Annotated in this window: 11 protein-coding genes; 5 read left to right on the forward strand and 6 right to left on the reverse strand. The window is 61.8% G+C overall.

Going from position 1 to position 15,235, the window contains the following annotated elements; translation table 11 throughout:
* Positions 1-56 precede the first annotated feature (56 nt).
* The 5 genes from ACOI7Z_RS01970 to moeA form a co-directional block, all read right to left on the reverse strand.
* Positions 57-872 (reverse strand): Cof-type HAD-IIB family hydrolase, encoded by an 816-nt coding sequence (locus tag ACOI7Z_RS01970; RefSeq protein ID WP_087849207.1) that lies wholly within the window; start codon positions 870-872, stop codon positions 57-59.
* 179 nt (positions 873-1,051) lie between these two features.
* On the reverse strand, positions 1,052-3,484 hold the full coding sequence (locus tag ACOI7Z_RS01975) for a formate C-acetyltransferase/glycerol dehydratase family glycyl radical enzyme (RefSeq protein ID WP_064155149.1): 2,433 nt from the start codon (positions 3,482-3,484) through the stop codon (positions 1,052-1,054).
* 5 nt (positions 3,485-3,489) lie between these two features.
* A complete protein-coding gene (locus ACOI7Z_RS01980; protein ID WP_032455231.1) occupies positions 3,490-4,389 on the reverse strand; it encodes a glycyl-radical enzyme activating protein in 900 nt (299 codons plus the stop codon).
* Positions 4,390-4,545: 156 nt separating this feature from the next.
* Positions 4,546-5,301: a molybdopterin-synthase adenylyltransferase MoeB gene (moeB, locus tag ACOI7Z_RS01985; protein WP_086075811.1), complete on the reverse strand. Its 756-nt coding sequence runs from the start codon at positions 5,299-5,301 to the stop codon at positions 4,546-4,548.
* Positions 5,301-6,536 (reverse strand): molybdopterin molybdotransferase MoeA, encoded by a 1,236-nt coding sequence (gene moeA / locus ACOI7Z_RS01990; RefSeq protein WP_023288965.1) that lies wholly within the window; start codon positions 6,534-6,536, stop codon positions 5,301-5,303. Before moeA ends, moeB begins: the two co-directional genes overlap by 1 nt.
* Before the next feature lie 234 nt (positions 6,537-6,770).
* Here moeA and iaaA point away from each other — a divergent pair, with 234 nt between their 5' ends.
* From iaaA to gsiD, 5 genes are all read left to right on the forward strand, one after another.
* Positions 6,771-7,712 (forward strand): beta-aspartyl-peptidase, encoded by a 942-nt coding sequence (iaaA, locus tag ACOI7Z_RS01995; protein WP_023288966.1) that lies wholly within the window; start codon positions 6,771-6,773, stop codon positions 7,710-7,712.
* A gap of 16 nt (positions 7,713-7,728) precedes the next feature.
* Positions 7,729-9,588 (forward strand): glutathione ABC transporter ATP-binding protein GsiA, encoded by a 1,860-nt coding sequence (gene gsiA / locus ACOI7Z_RS02000; protein WP_023288967.1) that lies wholly within the window; start codon positions 7,729-7,731, stop codon positions 9,586-9,588.
* A gap of 32 nt (positions 9,589-9,620) precedes the next feature.
* Complete coding sequence (gene gsiB, locus ACOI7Z_RS02005) at positions 9,621-11,162, forward strand: glutathione ABC transporter substrate-binding protein GsiB (protein WP_137916354.1); 1,542 nt, start codon at positions 9,621-9,623, stop codon at positions 11,160-11,162.
* A 72-nt stretch (positions 11,163-11,234) separates the two neighbouring features.
* Positions 11,235-12,155 (forward strand): glutathione ABC transporter permease GsiC, encoded by a 921-nt coding sequence (gsiC, locus tag ACOI7Z_RS02010; protein WP_004886274.1) that lies wholly within the window; start codon positions 11,235-11,237, stop codon positions 12,153-12,155.
* A gap of 1 nt (position 12,156) precedes the next feature.
* Positions 12,157-13,068 (forward strand): glutathione ABC transporter permease GsiD, encoded by a 912-nt coding sequence (gene gsiD / locus ACOI7Z_RS02015; RefSeq protein WP_023288969.1) that lies wholly within the window; start codon positions 12,157-12,159, stop codon positions 13,066-13,068.
* 766 nt (positions 13,069-13,834) lie between these two features.
* Here gsiD and rimO read toward each other — a convergent pair.
* Positions 13,835-15,160 carry a 30S ribosomal protein S12 methylthiotransferase RimO gene (rimO, locus tag ACOI7Z_RS02020; protein ID WP_023288970.1) on the reverse strand — a complete coding sequence of 442 codons (1,326 nt, stop codon included), beginning with the start codon at positions 15,158-15,160 and terminating at the stop codon, positions 13,835-13,837.
* Positions 15,161-15,235: the final 75 nt, after the last annotated feature.

The raw sequence follows: 15,235 nt of genomic DNA on the forward strand, positions 1-15,235 counted from the left end.
AATCTTGCTGCGGCGCACAAAATGGACAAGCCGGGGCGCGCAGCCCCGGAGAGCGGTCAGGCGTTGAAGGGAGCGCGGTTATCGAGGACGGCCTGAATGACGTTCAGCGCGCCGTCATGATTATTATCGTCGGTCGCGTATCCGGCGATATCTTTGATGCTGTCGGCGGCGTTACCCATGGCGAAAGCGTATTTCACCAGCTTCAGCATTTCAGCGTCGTTGCCGCTGTCGCCGATGGCCACGCACTGCTGCGGCGACAGGTTCCAGCGCTTGAGCAGGCGGCTGATGCCGTTGGCTTTATGCAGACCGGGAATAATCAAATCGACAAAGCCAAAGCCGCTGGTGACCGGCTTCATAATGCCGTCGAGCGAGACGTGCAGTTTATCGATCAGCTGCGGGATCTCGCTGTCCGGCAGGTTCAGAGAAAATTTGAACAGCGTATCGTCGATGGCGTGATAGTCGCTTACCCGCTGCAGACGGTGGTAGTGCTTTGACATCAGGTCGACGAAGGCGTCCGGGGCGTTATCGCTCACGTAGGCGCTGTGCAGGCCGCAGGCGACGAAGTTCAGCTGCGGATCTTTGAGTAATTCGCCAATCACTACCTGCGATTCGTGGCGGGTCAGTTCGCCGTGGAACAGCTGCTTACCATGCTCAAAGACCAGCGCGCCGTTTTCGGCGACGAACGAGATTTGCTCGCGGATCTCCGGGAAGAAGGAGATCAGCTGATAGTACTGGTTGCCGCTGGCGACAACGAATTCAATGCCGCGCTGCTGCAGCTGGGCGAATTGCGCCAGAAACCGCGAGCGGTCGTAGGTTTTGGCGTCATTGAGAAAAGTTCCGTCCATATCGGTGACGATAACTTTAACGGTCATAAGGGGATGCTCCTGGCTTAACTTCGACCAGTAACATTCTAATTACAATGTGATGGGGAGCACAAATTTATTTCGAATGAAAGTTCACGCATTCAGAAAATGCCGGGAGGCGGCCTTGCCTTTCCCGGCCAGCAGGACAGGGGAGGCCCGCTAAGCGTCGCGCCAGCGGGCCTGAAGGGCTACAGCGTATGCTCGGTACGGGCGATGATATCGTCCTGGGTATCCGGCGACAGAGCGGTAAAGAACGCCGAGTACCCGGCGACGCGCACCACCAAATCGCGGTACTGATCAGGATGTTTCTTCGCCTCCAGCAGCGTGTCGCGCGAGACAATGTTGTACTGGATATGCCAGCCTTTATGCACCTCGAAGAAGGTGCGCAGCAGCACCATCAGCTTCTGCTTGTCGGACGCGTTTTCTAGGGTGGACGGATTCAGCTTCTGGTTTAGCAGCACGCCGCCGAGGATCGCCCCGGTGGGCAGTTTACCTACCGAACTGATGACCGCCGTCGGCCCCAGATGGTCGGTTCCGGAGGCCGGGCTGGCCCCTTCCGCCAGCGGAGTGTGCGCTTTACGGCCATCCGGCGTCGCCATGGTCTGCGCGCCGAACGGAACGTTGGCGGAGATAGAGGACGTGCCGGCGTAATAGTTGCCGCCGATCGGGCCGCGGCCATAGCGCGGGTTGTGATACTGCTTCAGCTCGTCGATATAGGTCTGGTAGGCCCGCGCCAGCAACGCGTCCACGCTGTCATCATCGTTACCGTACTTCGGCGCGCCATTGATCAACCGCTGGCGCAGCTGCTCGTGGGTCAGGCCGTCAAAATCTTCCGCCAGCGCCTTCGCCAGTTCCTGCTGGCCGATAACGCCCTGATCGAAGACCAGCTTTTTCACCGCCGCCAGGCTGTTGCCGAGGTTGGCGATGCCCACCTGCAGGCCGGACACCCAGTCATACTTAGCGCCGCCCTGCTTAATGCTCTTCGCCCGTTCGATGCAGTCGTCCACCAGCGCCGAACAGAGAATATCGTGGACGTTCTCTTCCAGCATAGTATCGACCACATACTCAATCTCAATCGACTTACGGGTGTAGTAGCGGATCTGGCGGTCCCAGTCGGCCAGCACCTCGTCGAAGTTAGTGAAGTTGCCTTTCGACAGGGCGTGCTCCTGCGGCAGGAACACCTGGCCGCTGGTGGCATCGCGGCCGCCTTCCAGCGTCGCCAGCATCACCCGCGCGAAGTTGATAAAGCTCATGCCGGTGCAGCGATAACCCCATTTGCCGCCGACCGCGGTTTCGATGCAGCCGATGGCCGCATAATCGTAGGCATCCTGCGGCTCGATTCCCAGCTTGATAAATTCCGGGATCACGATCTCGTCGTTATTAAACGCCGGCATGCCGAAGCCGCAGCGGATCACCTGGACGCAGGCGTCGAGGAAGTCGTTGCTCATTCCGGCGTGGTAGCGCACGCTGAGGTTCGGCTGGGTGGAGCGCAGACGACCGCAGGATTCCAGAATGGCGTACGACAGCGGGTTGACCGCGTCCTGCGGCTGGCCGTCCACCAGGTTCTGGCCGCCGATGGTGACGTTCTGGTACAGCGGGCTGCCGGCCGAGGCCTTGGAGTGCGAGCCGGAGCGGATCTTGTTGACCTCGAGCAGCTTCAGCCAGCAGCTGTGCAGCAGCTCAATGGCCTGTTCGCGATCCAACGATTGCTGCAGCTCAACGTCGCGGCGGTAGTACGGATAGAGGTACTGGTCCATGCGGCCAAAGGAGACCGAGTGGCCATTGGATTCAATCTGCAGGATCAGCTGAATGAAGTAGCACAGCTGCAGCGCCTGCCAGAAGGTCTTCGGCGGCTCATGGGCGATGATGTCGCAGTTTTCGGCAATCGCCAGCAGCTCATCGCGGCGTGCGTCACGGGATTCTGCCGTCGCCATCTCGCGCGCCAGCGCGGCAAAGCGTTTGCTGTGGTCGCTGACCGCCGCCAGCACAATATCAATCGCTTTCAGGAACTGTTCGCCGTGCAGGTCTTCCAGCACCGTCAGGTTGATGCGCGACCGGCGTTCGGCGACTTTCGCGCGCATGCCGTCCAGTCCTTTCTCCAGCAGCAGCGGGTAGTTGACCGCCAGGTGGGCGTCGCCGGAGGTCATGTTGCCCTCGGCCTTAATAATGCCGGTGGCGAGGAGCGCTTTCTGCTCATCGGTAAACATGCCGTAGCAGCGGTCCTGCACGGTCTGGCCGCGCCACCACGGGCACACTTCGTGCAGTACGCGCTTGTTCTCTTCGCTGACCGCGAAGCCGGCGCCGGGGCGGTCGGCGAGATCGTCGATCTCTTTCTCGATCCAGCTGACGGTGTATTCCGGGAAGATTGGCGCGGCGCGCACTTCGCTGGCCTGGTTGCCGACGATCAGCTCATCGTGCTTGATCCAGATGGTGCGCTCGGCCAGGTGGTGAGCGAGGGCCAGGGCGCGGCGCACCGGGATCGGCTTATCAAGATGCTGCTGATACATCTCGGTATAGTGGCGGGCGCGTTCGGTACAGACCGGCGGCTTGACGATATGCACCAGCGCCATTTTATGGGCCTGGATACGGGCGCTGAGGGTGTTGAGTTTCAGGGTAGTCATAGGGGTTATCCTCGTAAGATCGCCGTTAGCCCCTTGCTCCGCGCATAATCCTGCGCAAAGGCGAGCAGCTCGGGAGCATCCAGCGGTTTGTCCGGTGCGGTGTAGGGCTGACTGAGTAACTGGTATTTATTCATTCCCAGCGTGTGGTAGGGCAGGAAATGGATTTCGCTGACCCGCAGGCGGTCGGCGGCAAAATCAGTGATGGCGGTAATGTCGGCTTCGCTGGCGTTGAATCCCTGGATTAACGGCACGCGAATAATGATGTTTTTCCCCGCCTGCGCCAGGCGCTGCAGGTTGTCCAGCACCCGGCGGGCGCTGCCGTCGGTCCACTGCCGGAAAACGGCCTCGTCGACGTGCTTCAGGTCGGCGAGAAACAGATCGATGAAGGGTAAAGCCGGCTCAATGTATTTCCACGGGACGTGCAGGCAGGTTTCCACCGCGGTATGGATACCCGCCTGATGGCTGGCCTCCAACAGCGCCTGCGCCAGGGCCGGGTTCATAAAGGGTTCGCCGCCGGAAAGGGTGATGCCGCCGCCGCTGCGATCGTAAAAGGGTTTGTCGCGCAGCACCGTCGCCATGATCTCCTCGACGCTCTTCTCCTCGCCGCACACCGTGAGCGCGGTGGTGGGGCAGCAGTCGCGCAGCGCGGCGATATGGCTGTCGTTAACGTGTTGCCGGTGAATGATCAGACCTTCGAGGGTGCGGGTGATAACCGCCGGCGCCGCCTGCTGGCACAGCTCGCAGCCGGCCAGGCACAGGCGCGGGTCATACAGCAGGTCTTCGCTGCGGGCGCGGCTCTCCGGGTTCTGGCACCAGCGGCAGCCCAGCGAGCAGCCTTTCAGGAAGACGACGGTGCGGATCCCTGGGCCGTCATGGGTGGAATAGCGCTGGATATTGAAGATCATGGCTTACCCTCTTGTTTGCGTATGAATATAAAAACACTTTCGAATGAAAGTTATATTGACGCAAATCAACAAGCGGGATGGCGATAATCGCCAGGGGATAGAATAACGGCAGAGGTCACAACTTCACCGGCGACGACCCTCGCCGGCGGCTGAACGTTAGCGCCTACCGCATACCTCGCACTGCGGGTGGCGCATCAGCTTCATTTCACGAAACTGGCAGGTCATGGCGTCGTACATCACGATTTTCCCGCTGGCGGGCGTGCCGTAGCCGGTCAACAGCTTAATGGCCTCCATCGCCTGCAGGGAACCGATAGTGCCCACCAGCGGGGCCATCACGCCGGCTTCGACGCAGGTGAGGGCGTTTTCGCCAAACAGGCGGCTCAGGCAGCGGTAGCAGGGTTCGCCCTCCTGATACGTGAAGACGCTGATCTGCCCCTCCATACGGATCGCCGCCCCGGAAACCAGCGGGGTTTGGTGGCGGAAGCAGCCGGCGTTGAGCTGGTTACGAATGGCGACGTTGTCGGTGCAGTCGAGCACCAGATCGTGCCCGGCAATCTGCCCCGCCAGCGCCGCTTCGTCCAGTAAGGCATTGAGCGGCGTCAGATGAACGTGCGGATTAATGCGCGCCAGCGCCTCGCGGGCGGAGTCCACCTTCGGCTGGCCGATGGCGGCGTCGCTGTGCAGCGTCTGGCGCTGCAGATTAGAGAGCGAGACGGTGTCGAAATCGAGCAGGGTGAGCTGTCCCACCCCGGCGGCGGCCAGATACTGCGCGGCGGCGCAGCCAAGTCCGCCGAGGCCGACCACCAGCACGCGAGCGGCCTTTAGCCGCTCCTGGCCGTCAAAATCAAAACCGCGCAAAACAATCTGCCGGTTATAGCGCAGCATCTCTTCATCGCTCAGCTCCACGGCCATTACAGCCCCCCAAACAGATGGCTGAACGGTTCGACGTCGACCCATTCGCCCGCTTCAACGTGACCGCGCTCGCGCTCCAGCACGATAAAGCAGTTGCCGAGGCTGAAAGAGCTGAAAATGTGCGAGCCCTGATGACCGGTGGTGGTCACCACCAGCTCGCCGTCCGGGTTGCGCTGCAGAATACCGCGCTGAAAATCGAGGCGGCCCGGGGACTTTTTCAGCCGCGCGGCGGCCCGCACCCGCAGGCGGGTCGCCTGAAGCGGACCGTGCTTACCGGAGAGCTTCGCCAGCAGCGGCTGTACCAGCTGACAGAAGGTGACGGTGGCGGAAACCGGGTTGCCCGGCAGGCCGCAGAACCAGCTGCTGCTGAGCTTGCCGAAGGCGAAGGGTTTGCCCGGCTTGATCGCCAGCTTCCAGAAGCCGATCTCCCCCAGCTCTTCAAGAATGGTTTTGGTGTAGTCGGCTTCGCCCACCGAGACGCCACCGGAGCTGATGACCACGTCGGCCTGCTGGTCGGCGGCGATAAAGGCCTCACGCAGTTGCGTCGGATCGTCAGGAATAATGCCGAGGTTAATGACCTCGCAGCCCAGCTGTTCGAGCATCAGATGCACCGCCAGGCGGTTGGTATCGTAAATCTGGCCGTCGCCGAGCGGTTGACCCGGCAGCTGCAGCTCATCGCCGGTCGAGAAGACCGCGACGCGAACCTTGCGCACCACCTCGACGTCAGCAATGCCCAGCGAGGCCAGCACCGGCAGCTCGGCTACCGTCAGCGGCGTTCCCGCCGGGAAGACCACCGCGCCGTGGGCGATATCTTCCCCGCGGCGGCGAATATGCTGCCCGGCTTTAACCGGCGCGGTAAAGCGCACGCCGGCGTCGGTCTGTTCGGTCTCTTCCTGCATGACCACCGCGTCGCAGCCCGCAGGCACCGGCGCGCCGGTCATGATGCGGATACAGGTGCCGGTGGGCCAGGCGTCGTGAAACGGCTGGCCGGCAAAGGCCTTCCCGGCGACCGGCAGGGCCGCGCCGTCGTTGAGGTCGCTCAACCGGACGGCATAGCCATCCATCGCCGCGTTATCAAAGCCGGGGACATCCAGCGGGGAGATAATGTCATGGGCGGTGACGCGCGCGAAGGCCTGCAACAGCGGTACAGTTTCCGTCGCGCTCAGCGGCGTAATACGATCGAGCATCTGGGTGAGGGCTGTGTCGAGCGGCATCAGTCCGGCGGTAAAATCCATGGGTCACTCCTGCGGGCAAAACGGCGAAAACGCCTATTATGGCAGAAAAGCGGCGCGGGCTGTATGCCACCTGGGTACGAGCTTTACATCGCCCGCCGCTCTTTCTATATTCAAAAATTGTATAAGACATTCAGCAATATAATGATATCAATACCCTTATTCCTGACGTGACCGGCGCCGCGACGCGGTACGACAGGGCGGGGGCTATCCACTTCATCGTTAAGGACTGGCGAAATGGGCAAGGCGGTTATAGCAATTCACGGCGGCGCAGGGGCGATTTCTCGCGCGCAGATGACGCCGGAGCGGGAGCGGGAGTACGTGGCGGCGCTGTCGGCTATCGTCGAAAGCGGGCAGAAAATGTTGGCTGCGGGCGCCAGTGCGCTGGATGCCGTGACCGAGGCCGTCCGTCTGCTGGAGGAGTGTCCGCTGTTTAACGCCGGGATGGGCTCGGTATTTACCCACGATCAAACCCACGAGCTGGACGCCTGCGTGATGGACGGCTACAGCCTGCAGGCGGGGGCGGTGGCCGGGGTCAAACATCTACGTAATCCGGTGCTGGCGGCGCGTCTGGTGCTGGAGGAGAGCCCGCACGTGCTGCTGATCGGCGAGGGGGCGGAAAATTTCGCCTTCTCCCACGGAATGGCGCGCGTCGATAACGATCTCTTTTCCACCCCCGAGCGTCTGTTGCAGCTGCAGGAGGCGAAAGCGGGCGGGGAGATCATCCTTGACCATCACGCCGCTCCGCTCGACGAACGGCAGAAAATGGGCACCGTCGGGGCGGTGGCGCTCGATCTGGCCGGCAATCTGGCGGCGGCGACCTCCACCGGCGGCATGACCAACAAACTGCCCGGACGCGTCGGCGACAGCCCGCTGCCGGGCGCGGGGTGCTACGCCAACAACGCCAGCGTGGCGGTCTCCTGCACCGGCACCGGCGAAGTCTTTATGCGTACCCTGGCGGCCTACGATATCGCCGCCCTGATGGAGTACGGTCAGCTCAGTCTCTATTCCGCCTGCGAGCGGGTGGTGATGGAGAAGCTGCCGGCCCTCGGCGGCAGCGGCGGGCTGATTGCCGTCGATCGCGAAGGCAACGTCGTTTTACCGTTTAACAGCGAAGGCATGTACCGCGCCTGGTGCTATGCCGGCGATACGCCGACCATTGGCATTTATCGCGAATAGAACAAGGGAGAGGAGAGTGCCGCAAACTCACGAAACGGATACCTGCGAAGTACTGGTGGTGCGCAACCTGAACGTGGCGTTCCGCCAGCAGGATGCGCCAGAGGTGCAGGCCGTGCGTCAGCTTTCCTTCAGCCTGCGCCGCGGCGAGACGCTGGCGATTGTCGGGGAGTCCGGTTCGGGAAAATCGGTCACCGCGCTGGCGCTGATGCGTCTGCTTGACGCCGCCAGCAGCGAGGTGAGCAGCGAGGGGCTGTGGCTGCGACGGCGCAACCGGCAGGTGATCGCGCTCAATGAGCAATCGGAGGCCGAAATGCGCCGGGTACGCGGCGCGGATCTGGCGATGATTTTTCAGGAGCCGATGACCTCGCTGAACCCGGTATTCACCATCGGCGAGCAGATCGCCGAATCCCTGCGCCTGCACCAGGGGCTGGGGCGCGAAGAGGCGCTGCGCGCGGCGAAAAAGATGCTCGACCAGGTGCGTATTCCTCAGGCGGAAGAGATGCTCTCACGCTATCCGCACCAGCTCTCCGGCGGCATGCGCCAGCGGGTGATGATCGCCATGGCGCTCTCCTGTCGGCCGGCGGTGCTGATTGCCGACGAGCCGACCACGGCGCTGGATGTCACCATTCAGGCGCAAATTTTGCAACTTATCGCCGTCCTGCAAAAGGAGATGGCGATGGGGGTGATCTTTATCACCCACGACATGGGGGTGGTGGCCGATATCGCCGATCGGGTGCTGGTCATGTATCGCGGCGAGGCGGTGGAGACCGGCAGCGTCGAGGAGATTTTCCGTTCCCCGCAGCATCCTTATACGCAGTCGCTGTTGGCGGCGGTCCCCCGGCTGGGGGAGATGCGCGGTCAGGATCTGCCGCGCCGCTTTCCGCTACCGGGGCAGCCGCTGGCGGAGACAGACACGCCAGACACGGTGGTGGCGGGGGAGCCTATTCTGCAGGTGCGCGATCTGGTGGCCCGTTTCCCGGTGCGCGGCGGACTGCTCAATCGCGTGACGCGCGAAGTGCATGCGGTGGAGAAGGTGAGTTTTGATCTCTGGCCGGGAGAGACCCTGTCGCTGGTGGGGGAGTCCGGCTGCGGCAAGTCGACTACCGGCCGGGCGCTGCTGAGGCTGGTTGAGACCCAGGGGGGGACCATTACCTTCGATGGTCAGCGGATCGATACCCTCTCCGGCAGCAAGCTGCAGTCCCTGCGGCGCAATATTCAGTTTATTTTTCAGGACCCTTACGCCTCGCTCGATCCGCGCCAGACGGTCGGCGATTCGATTATGGAGCCGCTGCGGGTGCATGGCCTGCTGGACAGGGAGGCGGCGCGCGAGCGGGTCGCCTGGCTGCTAAAGCGCGTGGGGCTGCAGCCGGAGCATGCCTGGCGCTACCCCCACGCCTTTTCCGGCGGCCAACGGCAGCGGATCTGCATTGCCCGCGCGCTGGCGCTTAATCCGAAGGTGGTGATTGCCGATGAGTCGGTGTCGGCCCTGGATGTCTCCATTCGGGCGCAGATTATCAATCTGATGCTCGACCTGCAGCGCGAAATGGGCATCGCGTTTCTGTTTATTTCCCATGATATGGCGGTGGTGGAGCGCATCAGCCACCGCGTGGCGGTGATGTATCGCGGCCGGATTGTCGAAATCGGCCCGCGCCGCGCGGTGTTTGAAAACCCGCAGCACCCCTATACCCGTAAGCTCATGGCCGCCGTACCGGTGGCCGACCCGGCCTACCGTCATCCGCAACGGGTCCTGCTGTCAGATGACGTTCCGGGCAATATTTATAAGCGGGGCGAGGAGATCGCCAGCCCGCCATTGCAGCAGGTTGGGCCGGGCCACTTCGTCGCCCGCGACGCCGCCGATGTGCTGGGCAGAGCATAACAACACATAACGCACCTTTTCAGGAGAACACGATGACACAACCTGTTTCACGCAAATGGTGGCTGGCGCTGAGTATCGCGGCGGCCCTGGCGAGCGCCCCCGCTTTTGCCGCCAAAGATGTGGTGGTGGCGGTCGGGTCTAACTTCACGACGCTCGACCCCTATGATGCCAACGATACCCTGTCGCAGGCGGTGGCGAAGTCCTTTTATCAAGGCCTGTTCGGCCTTGATAAAGAGATGAAGCTGCAAAATGTCCTTGCCGAGAGCTACACCGTGTCGCCGGATGGCCTGGTGTACACCATCAAGCTGCACAGCGGGGTGAAATTCCAGGATGGCACCGACTTTAACGCCGAGGCGGTCAAGGCTAACCTCGACCGCGCCAGCAACCCGGAAAACCATCTTAAGCGCTATAACCTGTATAAAAATATCGCCAGCATCGAGGCGGTCGATCCAACCACGGTGAAAATTACCCTCAAGCAGCCGTTCTCGGCGTTTATTAATATTCTCGCCCATCCGGCGACGGCGATGATTTCGCCGGCGGCGCTGAAAAAATATGGCAAAGATATCGGCTTCCACCCGGTGGGCACCGGGCCGTATAAGCTCGATACCTGGAACCAGACCGACTTCGTGAAGGTCAGCAAGTTCGATGGCTACTGGCAGCCGGGGCTGCCGAAGCTGGATTCCATTACCTGGCGACCGGTGGTCGATAACAATACCCGGGCGGCGATGCTGCAGACCGGCGAGGCGCAGTTCGCCTTCCCGATCCCCTATGAGCAGGCGCCGCTGCTGGCGAAAAACAGCAAACTGGAGCTGGTGGCCAGTCCGTCGATCATGCAGCGTTACATCAGCATGAACGTGACGCAGAAGCCGTTCGATAATCCGAAGGTGCGCGAAGCGATCAACTACGCCATCAACCGCCAGGCGCTGGTCAAGGTGGCGTTTGCCGGCTATGCCACCCCGGCGACCGGCGTGGTGCCGCCGTCGATTGCCTACGCCCAGAGCTACCCCGCGTGGCCTTACGATCCGGCGAAAGCGCGCCAGCTGCTGAAAGAGGCCGGCTACCCCAACGGGTTTAGCACGACGCTGTGGTCGTCACATAACCACAGCACCGCGCAGAAAGTGCTGCAGTTTACCCAGCAGCAGCTGGCGCAGGTGGGCATTAAGGCGCAGGTGACGGCGATGGACGCCGGTCAGCGGGCGGCGGAAGTGGAAGGTAAAGGGCAGAAAGAGAGCGGGGTACGGATGTTCTATACCGGCTGGTCCGCCTCCACTGGCGAAGCCGACTGGGCGCTGTCGCCGCTGTTTGCTTCCCAAAACTGGCCGCCGACCCTGTTCAACACCGCCTTTTACAGCAACCCGCAGGTGGATAGCGCGCTGAGCGAGGCGCTGAAAACCACCGATCCGCAAGAGAAAACCAAACTCTATAAAGCGGCGCAGGATATTATCTGGAAAGAGTCGCCGTGGGTGCCGCTGGTGGTGGAGAAACTGGTCTCTGCCCACAGCAAGAATCTCACCGGCTTCTATATCCAGCCGGACACCGGCTTCAGCTTCGAACAGGCAGATTTAACACCGTGAAGGTCGAGATGATGCCCTCCGGCACGGGTGGGAGGGGGGCGGTTTTTCCGCGGGGCGGGTGGTGGAGGTACGATGCTCAACTATGTGATTAAGCGCCTGCTGGGGCTGATCCCCACCCTGCTAATCGTCGCGGTGCTGGTGTTTCTCTTCGTCCATATGCTGCCCGGCGATCCGGCGCGGCTGATTGCCGGACCGGAAGCCGACGCCCAGGTGGTGGCGATGGTGCGCCAGCAGCTGGGGCTTGACCAGCCGCTGCATGTCCAGTTTTGGCACTACATCACCAACGTGCTGCGCGGCGATTTTGGCATGTCCATGGCCTCGCGGCGTCCCGTTGCCAGTGAGATAGCCAGCCGCTTTATGCCCACCCTGTGGCTGACGCTGGCCAGCATGAGCTGGGCGGTGCTGTTTGGCATGGCGGCGGGGATCGCGGCGGCGGTGTGGCGCAATCGCTGGCCTGACCGTCTGGGAATGGCGCTGGCGGTGAGCGGCATTTCGTTTCCGGCCTTTGCCCTCGGCATGCTGCTGATGCAGGTGTTTTCGGTTGAGCTGGGCTGGTTGCCGACGGTGGGCGCCGACAGCTGGCGGCACTATATTTTGCCTTCGCTGACCCTTGGCGCGGCGGTGGCGGCGGTGATGGCGCGCTTTACCCGCGCGTCGTTCGTCGATGTGCTGCATGAAGACTATATGCGTACCGCCCGGGCGAAAGGGGTGAGCGAAACGCGGGTGGTGCTCAAGCATGGTCTGCGCAATGCGATGATCCCGGTCGTCACCATGATGGGGCTGCAGTTCGGTTTTCTGCTCGGCGGCTCGATCGTCGTGGAGAAGGTCTTCAACTGGCCGGGGCTGGGGCGACTGCTGGTCGATTCGGTAGAAATGCGCGATTACCCGGTGATTCAGGCGGAAGTGCTGCTCTTTTCGCTGGAGTTTATTCTTATCAATTTAGTGGTGGATGTGCTGTACGCGGCCATAAACCCGGCTATCAGGTATAAGTAAGGTGCGATTGCTTAACTGGAGAAGGCAGGCGGCGCTGAACGCCATGCCGGGCATCAGGCCCGGTGAGATCCATACCCCCTGGCATGAGTTCTGGCGGCGCTTTCGGCGTCAGCCGGTGGCCATGGGCGCCGGTATTTTTGTGCTGTTGCTGATTGCGGTGGCCATCGTCGCCCCATGGATAGCGCCGTACGATGCGGAAAATTATTTTGACTATGACCGGCTTAACGAGGGGCCTTCGCTGGTGCACTGGTTCGGCGTCGACTCGCTGGGGCGCGATATTTTCAGCCGGGTGCTGGTGGGCGCGCAGATCTCGCTGGCTGCCGGGGTGCTGGCGGTGCTGATTGGCGCGGCCATCGGCACGGTGCTTGGGCTGCTGGCCGGGTACTATGAGGGCTGGTGGGACCGGCTGATTATGCGTCTGTGCGACGTGCTGTTCGCCTTTCCGGGGATCCTGCTGGCGATCGCGGTGGTCGCCGTCATGGGCAGCGGGATGGCCAACGTGATTATCGCCGTGGCGATCTTCTCGATCCCGGCGTTCGCCCGGCTGGTGCGCGGCAATACTCTGGTATTAAAGCAGCAGACTTTTATTGAATCGGCGCGCAGTATTGGCGCCAGCGATGCCACCATCCTCTTCCACCACATCCTGCCGGGGACGGTGTCGTCAATCGTGGTTTATTTCACCATGCGCATTGGGGTATCGATTATTTCGGCGGCCAGTCTGTCGTTTCTCGGCCTCGGCGCGCAGCCGCCCACGCCGGAGTGGGGTGCCATGCTCAACGAGGCGCGGGCGGATATGGTGATGTCTCCGCACGTGGCGCTGTTTCCGGCGGTGGCGATTTTCTTGACCGTGCTGGCGTTTAATCTGCTGGGAGATGGCCTGCGCGATGCGCTGGATCCGAAGTTAAAGGGGTAGGGGACGTCGGGGGACGGTCTGGCGCACGACGGGGGGATAAGCTGCATCGGTTGCCACTTTCTCATCCGGGAAAAGCGTTTATCACGTGTGGCGTCAGCGCATATTGCGCTCCCGGTTAATTTTCTGCGTTATGTCTCTTACGGCGCAGGGAGTGCACAGGGGGCGGCCAGTCGCCGCCGCCCCCTGTACCCCCGGGCTCCGGCCAGCAAAATCGCCACTGCGTGGTGCCTTCGACTTATCCCTGCAGGCTTCGGGTCGGGCCGAGGCAGCGTCCGTGCAAAACACGGCCCTCAGCCCGCATCCATGCGGGCTGCCCCGGCCTTCCGGGAACGTCTCAGCGATTTTGAGGCCGCCAGCACCGGCAGTTTCAGCAAGGCTGGTGAATAAATTAACGACAGGTCGTAAGAACGTAGGCCGGGTCAGGCGTAGCCGCCACCCGGCATAAAAGTGGCTCCGTGCCTGATGTCATCGCCCGGTGGCGCTGCGCTTACCGGGCCTACGAGGTATGAGCCTGTGAGAGGGAACTGTAGGCCGGGTAAGGCGGAGCCGCCACCCGGCATAAAAGTGGCTCCGTGCCTGCTGTCATCGCCGGGCCTACGATGTGTCAGCCTGTGAGAGGACCCTCCAGGCCGGGTAAGGCGTAGCCGCCACCCGGCAAAATAACGGCGCAACAGGATTGCCTGGAAGGTAATCGGCGCTGCGCTTGCCGGGCCTGGGGGGGAGCCTACGGGAGGCCCCCCCAGGCAGGGGAATGCGGGAAGCTGGACTAGATCCGGGTTCCCCACAGATCGTATTCGTCGGCGTGCTCGACTTTCACCCGCACCACGTCGCCCGGCTTAACGCGGGTTTCGCCGTTCAGGTAGACCGCGCCGTCGATTTCCGGGGCGTCGGCCATGCTGCGGCCAATGGCGCCTTCTTCATCCACTTCATCCACCAGCACCAGGATTTCGCGGCCCACTTTTTCCTGCAGACGCTCGGCAGAGATCTGCTGCTGAAGCTGCATAAAGCGGTTCCAGCGCTCCTCTTTCACCTCTTCCGGCACCTGGTCCGCCAGCTCATTGGCGGTGGCGCCTTCAACCGGGCTGTACTTGAAGCAGCCGACGCGGTCGAGACGCGCCTCTTTCAGGAAGTCGAGCAGCATCTGGAAATCTTCTTCCGTTTCGCCCGGGAAGCCCACGATAAAGGTGGAGCGCAGGGTCAGATCCGGGCAGATTTCACGCCACTGCTTGATGCGCGCCAGCTGACGGTCCGCGGATCCTGGACGCTTCATCAGCTTCAGGATACGCGGGCTGGCGTGCTGCAGCGGAATATCGAGGTACGGCAGAATTTTGCCTTCCGCCATCAGCGGGATCACATCGTCGACGTGCGGGTACGGGTAGACATAGTGCAGGCGCACCCAGATGCCGAGCTTCGCCAGCTCTTCGCACAGGCTGACCATGCTGGTCTTCACCGGCATACCGTTGTGGAAACCGGTGCGGTGCTTGACGTCGACGCCGTAGGCGGAGGTGTCCTGCGAAATCACCAGCAGCTCTTTCACGCCAGCGTCAGCGAGGCGTTTGGCTTCCGCCAGCACTTCGCCAATCGGACGGCTCACCAGATCGCCGCGCATGGACGGAATAATGCAGAAGGTGCAGCGATGGTTGCAGCCTTCGGAAATTTTTAAGTAGGCGTAGTGGCGCGGCGTCAGCTTAACGCCCTGTTCCGGCACCAGGCTCAGGAACGGGTTGTGCTTCGGCTTTGGCGTATAGTGGTGGACGTGCTCCAGCACCTGCTCATAGCTGTGCGGACCAGTGATCTCCAGCACCTTCGGGTGCACTTCGCGGATCTGATCCTCTTTTGCGCCGAGACAGCCGGTGACGATCACCTTACCGTTCTCTTTCAACGCTTCGCCGATCGCTTCCAGCGATTCCTGCACAGCGCTGTCGATAAAGCCGCAGGTGTTAACGATCACCATATCGGCGTTGTCGTAGGTAGGTACGACGTCATAACCTTCGGTGCGCAGTTCGGTCAGGATACGCTCTGAGTCCACGAGGTTTTTCGGGCAGCCCAGGGAGACGAAGCCGATTTTCGGCTGGTGCGTGACATTGCTCATAGCTTAAAAAGTGTTCAATTATTGGAATGGTCAGGGCAGGAATTCTACAGATCTTTGCGAAAAAGAGTATAGCTC

The sequence above is a fragment of the Klebsiella sp. C283 genome (genome assembly GCF_048822555.1).
Taxonomy (GTDB): Bacteria; Pseudomonadota; Gammaproteobacteria; order Enterobacterales; family Enterobacteriaceae; genus Klebsiella; species Klebsiella quasipneumoniae.